Below are 11,033 nucleotides of genomic sequence, written 5' to 3' on the forward strand. Positions count from 1 at the left end.
TTATCACGAGGGGTGGCTTTTCTTGACATGCTGATTAAAAAACCTTTTTTAGTTAAAGTTTTTTGAATTTTGAGTGATTGATAAACTTTGCCTTGACTTTTAAGGTGCGCAGAACCTATCTAATGTTTTAAAATAAAGCTATGTCACGTGAAAATAATCGCAATCAATCAAATAGAAGTAATAACCGAAAAACTTAAAATCAATAAAAAATCTAATTATAATGTTCTTCAATTCACAATAAAAAAACGTCTTTTTGAGACGGTTTTTTATTTTGACTCTTTAGAGATCATTTTTTCGTTTAATTTTTATTTACAAATTTTTTATTGGGCGGTTAATTCATATAAAGCTTCTGTGTAAATCATAGTTAACTTCATTAAAGTTTGAATAGAGATATTTTCATCTTTTTGATGAAATAAAGCGTTTTCTTTGGGAAAAATTGGCCCAAAAGCGACTAAATTAGGGACGGTTCTGACAAAACTACCTCCGCCTCTGGTTAAAGGTTGAGAAACTAGATCATTTGCATGTTTTTGATAAGCTTTCATTAAGGTTTGCGATAAAGGGCTTTTAGGACTTTGATAAAATAAATCTTTATGAAAAACTACATGCACTTTAATATTATTTTCTTTTGCTTTTTGGTTAATTTGAGTCATGATATCTTCATATTTGATGCCTTTAGGATATCTTAAATCTAAATAAAAAGAGGCTTTATTGTTGTCATAAGTAAAAACTCCACTAAATAAGGTAAGATGTTCTGTTTCAGCATCTAAATGCTGAATCCCCATTTTTTGACCATCTGAACTATCTACTACATAATTATTTAAAAAATTAAAAAAATTATTTTCAATATTTAAAGCTTGTAGGATTTTGATTAAAGCATCGTTAGCGTTTATACCTTGTTTTGGAGCGGAACCGTGAAAAGCGGAACCTTTGACTTCAATAGTGATTTTATCGTTTTGTCTGGTAAAAGTAGCGTTTATATCGTTTTTTTGGATATATTGTTGAAATAAAGCTTCATAATGAGATTCATAAACTAAAACCGCTTGAGCTAAATCCGGTACAACATTTACTTTAGAACCGCCTTGCATACTGATAATGCGGGGATCTGTGCTTTCAGTTTCTAAAGATAAAACCACAAGGCCTTTTTCCGCATAAACTAAAGGAAAATAACTATCAGGCACAAAACCAGCAACAGGGATTTCCGGATGTTTTTCAAAATAATGATCCACACAGTACCATTCGCATTCTTCATCTAATCCTAAAATAAATTTCACTCTTTTCTTTAAAGGAATATTTAATTCTTTTAAAATGCTTAAGGCAAAATAAGAAGCAATAACGGGACCTTTATTATCTTGAGAACCTCTAGCATAAATTTTACCATCCACTATTTTAGCTTCATAAGGAGGATAAGACCAATGATTGCCGGCGGGAACAACATCTAGATGTCCTATTATTCCAATCCAATCTGTTTGATTACCATATTCTATATGACCGGCATAACCATCAACATTCAAAGTTTTAAAACCATCTTTTTGTCCTAAATTCAACATAAAATCAAGAGCTTCTTTTAATTTTTGTCCAAAAGGAGCGCCTTTATTTTCTGGTTTAAATGTTTCTAATTCACTCTCTATTCTTAACAAATCTTGCAGAGTTTTAACAATAATATCTTCTCTTTTTAAAACTTCTTTTTTAAAATCAAACATTATTTATCTCCTTTTTTGGTTTTTTTTGGATATTTACTATAATTCAGAAAAAAGGACATCATGCGGTAAAATCATTTTTATATGTCAAAATTAATATTTTTGAGTATTAATTTTACTTTTAGTGAAATTTAAAAATAAAGAAAATAAATAAGTTAAAACAGCTAAAAAGAAAGCAGTTAAAAAAAGATAAGAATACCCTTGTTTTGCCTTTCCCAATAAACCGCCTATAATGCCAGGTTTGTGAGGATTGATGAAATCATAAGGATATTTATAATTTTCCCCTTTTATTTTGCCGATAATTAAATAAATAATTAAATAAGTCAAAGGATGAATAATCCCTAAATAAGCTTTTTTACAAGACATACCGATATTTTTTTTCGAAAAATAAAAGACAGTATATAAAAGAGGAATAATAGTATGTTGAAAATCAACAGTTTTAAAATTAAAGTTCTTAATTTCATCTCTATCTAGAATTGAATGATTAATAATCGCAGTAAATAAAATGCTCACTAAAGTTATAAAAGTTAAAACAGCAAAGTTCTTCTTTTTTCGCCAAGGAGTAAAGGATAAAAGCATCACTATTAAAACTAAAAAATTACTTTGATAAGTGAACTTGTTGAATAATTTTTTCCAATCATGCAACAAGTTTGTTCCTTTAATCACTTTTTCATCCACTTGTGCGATAAAAACTCCTAAAGAGATCGATAAAAAGCCCAAACAGAATAAAAAGTATAATAATTCATAAATGCCGCCTTTAGATGTATTTTGGTCTGATAAATTCTTTTTAATAAATTTCTTTTGATTCATGTTGAATAACCCTTCTTTGAAGAAAATTGATAAACAGTACCTTTTAAAACGCTGATTTTATCTTATTATAAAAAATATTTTTATAATAAAAAATTAAATTAATTTATTCTGATTTTGAAAGTTTATAAAAAAGTTTTTTCTTATAAATTCACAAACACATCATAAAATTTTATTTTATCATATTTGTTTACTCAATTACGATTTTTCTTTGAAAAAACATGTTTCATACTTAAAAAAGGCTTTTTTGAGATTTAAAAAGTTATCTCCTTATTTTCAAAATTAAAAAAACAAAAAAATAATCATTAAAAAATAAAGTAAAATGTAAAACCTCAAAATAATAGTTATTATCTGGTGAAGAAAGTTGAAAAAAACACTATAAAAGGGTACTTATTTATCATTTAAAAGATTTCTTATAACTTTTTATAACCTTTATACAAAAAAAGATACTTTTAGAGTATCTTTTTTTGTATAAATAAAATTATTTTTTCAATAAAGCAAACATTCTTTGTTTATAAACTTCCACACCTGGTTGATTGAAAGGATTAATTTCTAAAAGAGAACCAGACATAGCGCAAGCTTTTTCAAAGAAATAAACTAAATAACCAAAGTTATATTCGTCTAATTGAGGCACAGTCAATTCTAAATTCGGTACCTGTCCTTCAATATGAGCTTGTTTGGTCGCTGTTTTAATTTTTTGATTAATATCTGTATAATTTTGACCTGCTAGATAATTAAGTCCATCTAATTCATTCTCTACTCGAGGAATGACTAAATCTTGGTCAAAATGGCCTACATTTAAAACTGTTTCAAAAAAAAACTTACTTCCTTCTTGGATGAATTGTCCTAAAGAATGAAGATCAGTAGAGTTATTAATAGCTCCCACAAAAAGACCTTTTTCGTCTTTACCTTCGGATTCGGCAAATAATTGTTTCCACCATTCAGAAAAACCTAATAAATGCGGTTCATAACTAACTAATAATTCCATTTTTTTATCTAATTTAGTGTGCAAAAGATAACGAGCTGCTGCGTATTGATACGCTTCATTTTGATTTAAATCATCAGATGAAAAATCTAAATAAGCTTGATGAGCTCCTTTTAACATAGCCTCTGCATCTAAATTAGCAAAAACAAAAGGTAATAATCCTACAGCAGTTAAAACGCTGAATCTTCCGCCAACATTGTCAGGAACAACAAATTTTTCGTAACCTTCTTGGTTAGCTATATTTAATAAAACACCTTTTTTACCGTCTGTAGTAGCAAAAACACGTCTTTTAGCCTCTTCTTTGCCGTACTTTTCTTCTATTGCTTTTTTCAATACTCTAAAAGCTAAAGCAGGTTCTAAAGTAGTACCAGATTTAGAAATAACGTTCATCGCCCAATTCTTATCTTTTAAATAATGAGTCAAATTTGTTAAATAATTACCTGACACTTGATGACCTGCGAATAACACTTCAGGTTTAGTTTTTTGAAAAGGAATTTGAAGCAATTCTATTCCTGCTTTAGCGCCTAAATAAGAACCACCGATCCCTATCACTACTAACACATCTAAATCCGGATGTTTTTTTTTTAATTTTTTTATTTTTTGAATTTCCTCAACGTCATCGTTCAAAGGTAAAGTTAACCACCCTAAAACAGTATCTTTTAATTCTTGATCTTCATGCAGTTTTTGATGATTTTTTTTAACTTGAGGAGCTAGTTTTTTACTTTCCTCATCCCAATTTAAAAAATTTTGGATTCCATCTAAATTTAAGTTTAAACTCATATCAACACTCCATAATTATCTTTTGATTATTGCAAATATATTTTTAAAAACTATTGTTTTTTAATAAATAATAATTAGACTAAATGGAAAAATAAATCATCTTTAAGAGAAAATACAATATGCTTTATTTATACTTTATAAAGCATATTGTATTTTGGTTTTTTTAGCGGTTTTATTTATTAGTTAAAAATTATAACAATGTAGACATTTTGTGCAATAATCTTACCAATTGGCTAACATAACTCATTTCGTTATCATACCAAGACATTAATTTGATAAATTTAGGTTTTGTTTGAAGAATTTGTAAAGTATTAGAGTCATATAAAGAACCATAAGAAGTTCCTACAATGTCAGAAGATACGATAGGATCTTTAACGTATCCTAAAGTTTCATTAGTATTTTTAGCAAAAACTTGATTAACTTGTTCCGCTGTTACTTCTTGGTTTAATTCTACTGTAAGGTCCACTAAAGAACCTGTTACAGTTGGAACTCTAACAGATGTACCATCTATTTTACCTTTTAATTCAGGCAATACTAAACCAATAGCTTTCACTACTCCTGTAGAAGTAGGAACCATATTAGAAGCTGCTGCTCTACCGCGTCTAGCCCAAATACCTTTAGAATGATTTTGGTCAATTAAAGTTTGGTCGCTTGTGTAAGAGTGAACCGTTGTCATAAACGCTTGGTTAATGCCGAAGTTATCGTTTAACACTTTCGCAACAGGCGCTAAACAGTTAGTAGTGCAAGAAGCTCCACTAACAATGTGATCATCTTTAGTTAAAACATTATCATTGACATTGTAAACAACTGTTTTTAAATCGCCAGTAGCAGGAGCACTAATTAAAACTTTTTTAGCTCCAGCTTGTAAGTGTAGATCCGCTTTTTCTTTACTAGCGAAAAAACCAGTACATTCTAAAACAACATCTACATCTAATTTACCCCAAGGCAAATCTTTAGGATTTCTTTCTTGAAAAACAGGAATTTTTTTCCCATCCACTACTAAATGGTTATCTTCGTAAGAAACGGAATCTGTTTTATATAATCCTTGAGCAGTATCGTATTTTAATAAATAAGCGATTGTTTCTAAATTAGATAAATCATTGATGCCAACAACTTCAAATCGAGGGTTAGCAAAAATGGAACGAAACGCTAATTTTCCTATACGTCCAAAACCGTTAATGGCTACTTTTGTTTTTTTGTTCATAATTTGTTATACCTTTTTTTAAATTATTTTTTCATAAATTTTTTTATTCAATATTTTCGATACATTCCAACCCAAACATTGGCTTGCCTTCTAAATATTCTAAAAAGGCTCCTCCACCAGTAGAAATGTGGCTAAAATGACCGTCTAAACCAAATTTAAAGACAGCAGCTGCACTATCGCCACCACCGATGATTGTAGTAGCTTTATTATGCATTTGACTTATTATTTGTGCTATTTCTTTAGTGCCTTGAGCGAAATTATCAAATTCAAAAACTCCTAAAGGTCCGTTCCAAACAATAGTTTTAGCTAAAGCTAAATGTTTTCGAAATAAAGCGACTGTTTTGGGACCGATATCTAAACCCATCACATTATCAGAAATATTGTTAACATCAGAAACACTAACTTTAGTTTTGTTAGCAAATTCTTCGCCACAAACAACATCTGGACCTAAAACAATTTTCTTACCTTCTTCAGAGCTTAACAATTCTTTCACTAAAGGTATTTCGTTTTCTTCTAGTAAACTTTTGCCTACGTTATGACCTTGCGCTTTTAAGAAGGTAAAACTCATACCGCCCCCGATTAAAAGAAAATCAACTTTTTTCAAAAGATTACGAATGATTTTAATTTTATCAGATACTTTAGAACCACCTAAAACCGCTACTACGGGTCTTTGAGGTGATTTGACGATTTTATGAAGAAAATTAATTTCTTTTTCTACTAAAAAACCGAAATATTTTTCTTCCATATTTTGAGCAATACCTACGTTAGAAGCATGACTGCGATGAGAAGTTCCAAATGCATCATTCACGAAAACATCGCCTAAAGAAGCCCAATATTTTCCTAAATCAGCGTCATTTTTACTTTCTTTTTTGTTGTCTAAATCTTCAAAACGAGTATTTTCAACCATCAAGACCTCTCCAGGGAGAAGTTTTTCAATAGCTGTTTCTAAAATTTTTCCTCTTGTTTGAGGTACGAAATAAACTTTAGCATCCAAATGAAAAGATAAATTTTGAGCCACCACTTCAAGACTATATTTTTTTTTATCATCTTCAGTTTTAACCCTGCCGAAATGAGAAAAAACAATTACTTTAACTTCATTTTGAATTAAATGTTTTAAAGTAGGCAAAATAGCTTTAACTCTATTATCATCTGTAATACGTTCATTCTCTAAAGGAACATTTAAATCTGCTCGTAATAAAACTTTTTTATTTTTGACGTTAGCTGTAGAAAGGGTTTTTATTATCATACCAAAAATACCTTTTTTTCAAATCTTGTTTAATTATTTTTTGTTGCTCACTTTCATTATGGCTTTTTTTAATAAATTTCACAAAGATAACAGTTACGACTATTAAAACAATAATGTTACTTCCAGCCGTACTCCAACCGAATTGAATATAATGGTTTATATCAGTTGCAAGGTGCAATAAACTTAATAGAGATATCCTCAATAAAACTCTTAAAAGATTCATCCAGAATGATATTTTAGCGCTCTTATTGTACGAAATAATATAACCCATCATCATGGAAGCCCATACAGAAGTGAAAAGCGATAATTGTTCATAAAATAAAATCGTTTTAAAACCTTGCATTTCTTCCGATGAAAAATCTCTGGTTGGTTTGAAAAATTTTAATAATTTTTCGCCATAAAATTGATTAACCAAAATACCGACTGTTCCTAAAATAGTCGTAATAACAAAAACATTTTTAAAAATTTTCAGAGTTTTTCGTGAATCTTGATTGCTAGATTCTTGCGACACCATGACTGATTGTCCATCTTCAAAAGATTGCGATAAAGAGTAAACAATACCATTAACTAACGCTGCTAAACCGGCAATCCCTAATAAAGAAGGTTCATAAAATTTTGTCGTCAAAGTGTTAACCACTGCTTTACCAACTTCATAAGTAGCCTTACCGACCACTAATCCGCCAGATAATTTAGAAAATTTTTTTAACACTTCAGAAGAGAATTTGAATTTTTTGAAATCTAATCTGGTATCGTTTTTCTTATTAAAGAACACAAAATCAACAACTATAAAAGTAATCAATAAATCAGAAAATAAAGTAGCTAATTGCAAATCAACAATACTTACCTTTCCTTCGCCTCTAAACCATTTATAACCAAAGGCTAAAAGCACTCTTGCTGAAATGTTTAAAATATTTAAGAAGAAAACAAAACGCGTTTTATTTTTAGCTCTTTCAATTCCAATAAACACTACATTAATAGTCATAAAAATGAAAGATATTAATTGAATGTTATAACATAAAGCGCCGCCGTCAGTACGATAACTAACGGGTAAAAAAAGGTCGAAATTAGGTATTATAGCACCAATATAGAATACAATGGATAATAAAAGGCTTAAAATAATAGAAAACAAAAAGGCTAAAGTTACGTATTCTTGTGTTTTTTCTTTATTATTTTTTTTATATTCTTGGGCTACTAAAATAACTCCCGCACCGCCTAAACCCATCGCAATAGCTTGGAAAACTTTACCAATTTGTTTCATCAAAGTAATGACTGAATCGATATTTTTATTTGTTTTTGTAGGAGTTCCAACAATATAATAATCTACTGCTGATGTAAAATGTTTAAATATTAAATAAATAGCAACTGGAATAGAAATAACGATTAAATTTTTCCAAATCGAACCTTGAAACTGAGGTTGAGAATTATTTTTGTTTAAATTTTTTTGTTTAACATTTGTAGACACTTTTAAAATTTATCCTTTACTTCTTAATTAAAAAACTAAATAAATATTTTTATTGAGTTATTTTGTCAAATACATCAAACAATTCGTCTTTTACATAGGGTTGATCAAAAATGTTTTTAAATTCAAGATGAGTTAATTTGTTGCCTTGAATTCCGATGCCACAATTATGAATGTCTTTTTTTAACAATTCAACCGCATAACTGCCCATTCTGTTAGCTAAAATTAAATCTTCAGCTGTAGGAGTTCCACCTCTTTGAATGTGTCCTAAAATTTGAGCTCTTGTTTCAAAACCGCTATATTTTTCCACTTCTTTAGCTAATTCATTAACTGCGAAAATATGTTCTGTCACCACTATAATAGCATGTCTTTGGTTCTTTTCGTATAATTCTTTAACTTTATCAAAAATAGTTTGTTTATCTAAAGATTTTTCGCTTGTGACAATCATATCCACTCCACCAGCAAGTCCGCCGTATAAAGCTAAATCACCTTTGTGTCTGCCCATTACTTCGATAATGCTGCATCTACGATGAGAAATAGAAGTATCGCGTAATTTTTCAATCGCATCCACTACGTTATTTAAAGCCGTACTGAAGCCAACTGTATAATCTGTAGCATTAATATCGTTATCTATCGTAGCAGGAATGCCTACGCATTTAATGTTTAATTCATCTAGCTTCATAGCTCCATAATAAGAACCATCACCGCCAATAACCACTAATTTAGTAATCCCTAAATCAGTTAAATTGTTAGCACATACTTGACGAACTTTTAATTCATTTTGAAAAGGTAAAAAACGTGAAGTACCTAAAAAAGTACCTGATACGTTGATAATTCTGTCTAAAGAATCAGGCGTTAACAATTCTATTTGATTGTTATATAAACCTAAATAACCGTCTTTTACGCCATAAACTTCATAATTTTGATTAGTTCCTGCCATAACTACTGCTCTAATAGCAGCGTTCATCCCCGGAGCATCTCCGCCTGAAGTTAAAACAGCGATTTTTTCTAAATTTTGTTCATTTTTCATTATTAATATAACCTTTTTTCTTATAAATGTTATTTTGAAATTATGCTTTATTAACAGAACCAAATAAAGTTAATTTATGTTTTAATTCTTTTTTAATAGCTAAAAAGCCTGGATTTAATAATTTTCTTGGATCATATCCTTTATTAACTAAATCTTTGCCTTCTTCAATATATTTACGTGTAGCTTCAGCGAAAACTAATTGAAATTCAGTATTAACATTGATTTTAACCACTCCTAAAGAAATAGCTTTTTTAATCATGTGTTCAGGAATACCAGTTCCACCGTGAAGAACTAAAGGGATTTGTTCTTTAGTCAAAGATCTAATTTTAACAAAAACATCGAAATCTAGACCTTTCCAATTATCTGGATATTTGCCATGGACGTTGCCAATGCCGGCAGCTAACATATCAATGCCTAATTCTGTTATTTGTTTACATTGATTAGGGTCAGCAATTTCGCCTTGACCAACTACTCCATCTTCTTCTCCACCGATACCGCCTACTTCGGCTTCCAGTAAAACTGATTTTTCACGACATAGTTGAGTTATTTGAAGAGTTTTTTTTAAATTTTCTTCAAAGGGGTAATGACTTCCATCAAACATAACAGAAGTAAAACCAGCTTTAATAGCTTCTTGAGCACCTTCAAAAGAGCCGTGATCTAAATGAAGTATTACAGGAACGCTAACATTATAAAAAGCATCTAATTCTTTTACCATAGCAACAACAGTTTTAAAACCTCCCATATATTTAGCAGCACCTTCTGAAACTCCTAAAATGACCGGTGATTTTAATTCTTCTACAGTTTGTAAAGCAGCTTTAATCCATTCTAAATTATTAATATTTACTTGAGCGATTGCATAACCTTCTTGGTGAGCTTTTAAAATAACTTTTTTATCGGAAGTTAACACTGAAAAATCCTTTCTTAAATGTATTTTCTTATATAAAACGTCCTTGATAGATTTTATATATAAAATTACACATTACAACATAAATTTATTTATAAATGAATTGTGATGGATAATTCAATTTATAAAACAATGTTTATATTATACATACACTTATTATATTAATACTTTTTTTAAAAAAATAACAACAAAAAAACAAAAACCGCTTAAAGATAAATAATTTATCATGAGAAAAATTGACTTTTTAAGTTTTTTTTCATCTTTTTTTTGGGGGAGGATGGCGCTTTTTGATGGAAGCGAAAAGATTGAGAAAAAGAGTTTTTTAGAAGTTGAAAGATATTTTTACTTTTTTGATCCGAAGAAACTCGTTCTTCTAATGAATCAAAGTAAAAAAAACACGCGTCATACATGGTTTATTCAACCTAAAAACAATTAAAAAATAATTATTTTCCTAGAGACAAAGAAGAAGTGAAAATTAAACACGATAATCCTGATATTGAAATTAGAGGATGCAAAATAATAGCCGGAAATAAATCTATTTTCCGATAAAACGTCAAAATAAATAAAATTATCCAAGTCGCTTCATAAGTTATCAAGAATACCACAATTACGTAAATTAAATACGTAAATTAAAATAAATGTTAATTATTTGAAATCACCAATAATTTCAAACTTTGCCAATTGCATTATAAAAAGACTCTTTTTATTGGAAATTATTTTTCACTTTCCTTGCAAAAAAAACATATAATGAAACCATATTTAAAAATAAAAAAAATTAAAGGAGATATTTTAGAATGTCATAAAAACCTTCAAGAATATCAACAATTATTATTAAATCATAAATCATTATCAGACAAAGAAAATCTTACAGATGTGAAAAAAAAGCGATATAGAAAATATCATAAAGAATGATCCTTTAAA

10 protein-coding genes and 1 pseudogene are annotated in these 11,033 nt (G+C 29.1%); 2 read left to right on the forward strand and 9 right to left on the reverse strand.

Annotated features, from left to right (window positions below; genetic code table 11):
• From RI01_RS03860 to fba, 9 genes and pseudogenes are all read right to left on the reverse strand, one after another.
• Window positions 1-95, reverse strand: a pseudogene (locus RI01_RS03860) (IS3 family transposase); the annotation flags it as partial.
• A gap of 225 nt (window positions 96-320) precedes the next feature.
• Complete coding sequence (gene pepV / locus RI01_RS00985; protein ID WP_017192801.1) at window positions 321-1,700, reverse strand: dipeptidase PepV; 1,380 nt, start codon at window positions 1,698-1,700, stop codon at window positions 321-323.
• Between the two features lie 90 nt (window positions 1,701-1,790).
• The gene (locus RI01_RS00990) at window positions 1,791-2,507 is read right to left on the reverse strand and encodes a hypothetical protein (protein WP_017192802.1); all 717 of its coding nucleotides are present in this window, start codon (window positions 2,505-2,507) and stop codon (window positions 1,791-1,793) included.
• Between the two features lie 478 nt (window positions 2,508-2,985).
• Window positions 2,986-4,269, reverse strand: a complete 1,284-nt coding sequence (locus tag RI01_RS00995; protein ID WP_017192803.1) for a glucose-6-phosphate isomerase — start codon at window positions 4,267-4,269, stop codon at window positions 2,986-2,988.
• 190 nt (window positions 4,270-4,459) lie between these two features.
• Window positions 4,460-5,473, reverse strand: a complete 1,014-nt coding sequence (gap, locus tag RI01_RS01000; protein ID WP_017192804.1) for a type I glyceraldehyde-3-phosphate dehydrogenase — start codon at window positions 5,471-5,473, stop codon at window positions 4,460-4,462.
• Between the two features lie 43 nt (window positions 5,474-5,516).
• Complete coding sequence (locus RI01_RS01005; protein ID WP_017192805.1) at window positions 5,517-6,719, reverse strand: phosphoglycerate kinase; 1,203 nt, start codon at window positions 6,717-6,719, stop codon at window positions 5,517-5,519.
• Entirely contained in the window at window positions 6,691-8,181 is a 1,491-nt protein-coding gene (locus tag RI01_RS01010; protein ID WP_017192806.1) for an MATE family efflux transporter, read from the reverse strand. The genes RI01_RS01005 and RI01_RS01010 overlap by 29 nt, the downstream gene beginning before the upstream one ends.
• Window positions 8,182-8,230: 49 nt before the next feature.
• A complete protein-coding gene (gene pfkA, locus RI01_RS01015) occupies window positions 8,231-9,208 on the reverse strand; it encodes a 6-phosphofructokinase (RefSeq protein WP_017192807.1) in 978 nt (325 codons plus the stop codon).
• Between the two features lie 40 nt (window positions 9,209-9,248).
• On the reverse strand, window positions 9,249-10,115 hold the full coding sequence (fba, locus tag RI01_RS01020) for a class II fructose-1,6-bisphosphate aldolase (protein WP_017192808.1): 867 nt from the start codon (window positions 10,113-10,115) through the stop codon (window positions 9,249-9,251).
• A 223-nt stretch (window positions 10,116-10,338) separates the two neighbouring features.
• On the opposite strand from fba, the gene RI01_RS03615 reads away from it, so the two are divergent.
• Window positions 10,339-10,548: a hypothetical protein gene (locus RI01_RS03615; RefSeq protein ID WP_017192809.1), complete on the forward strand. Its 210-nt coding sequence runs from the start codon at window positions 10,339-10,341 to the stop codon at window positions 10,546-10,548.
• 311 nt (window positions 10,549-10,859) lie between these two features.
• On the forward strand, window positions 10,860-11,024 hold the full coding sequence (locus RI01_RS03745) for a hypothetical protein (protein WP_173363066.1): 165 nt from the start codon (window positions 10,860-10,862) through the stop codon (window positions 11,022-11,024).
• The last annotated feature ends 9 nt before the right edge of the window (window positions 11,025-11,033 follow it).

Origin of the sequence: Italian clover phyllody phytoplasma str. MA1 (genome assembly GCF_000300695.1) — a bacterium.
In the GTDB taxonomy this organism is placed as follows: Bacteria; Bacillota_I; Bacilli_A; order Acholeplasmatales; family Acholeplasmataceae; genus Phytoplasma.

Bases quoted from the DNA above. Each gene is read 5' to 3' on its own strand.
- RI01_RS03745 (WP_173363066.1), top strand. From the start codon at position 10,860: ATGAAACCATATTTAAAAATAAAAAAAATTAAAGGAGATATTTTAGAA.
- pfkA (WP_017192807.1), bottom strand. From the start codon at position 9,208: ATGAAAAATGAACAAAATTTAGAAAAAATCGCTGTTTTAACTTCAGGC.
- RI01_RS00990 (WP_017192802.1), bottom strand. From the start codon at position 2,507: ATGAATCAAAAGAAATTTATTAAAAAGAATTTATCAGACCAAAATACA.
- gap (WP_017192804.1), bottom strand. From the start codon at position 5,473: ATGAACAAAAAAACAAAAGTAGCCATTAACGGTTTTGGACGTATAGGA.
- RI01_RS01005 (WP_017192805.1), bottom strand. From the start codon at position 6,719: ATGATAATAAAAACCCTTTCTACAGCTAACGTCAAAAATAAAAAAGTT.
- RI01_RS03615 (WP_017192809.1), top strand. From the start codon at position 10,339: ATGAGAAAAATTGACTTTTTAAGTTTTTTTTCATCTTTTTTTTGGGGG.
- RI01_RS00995 (WP_017192803.1), bottom strand. From the start codon at position 4,269: ATGAGTTTAAACTTAAATTTAGATGGAATCCAAAATTTTTTAAATTGG.
- pepV (WP_017192801.1), bottom strand. From the start codon at position 1,700: ATGTTTGATTTTAAAAAAGAAGTTTTAAAAAGAGAAGATATTATTGTT.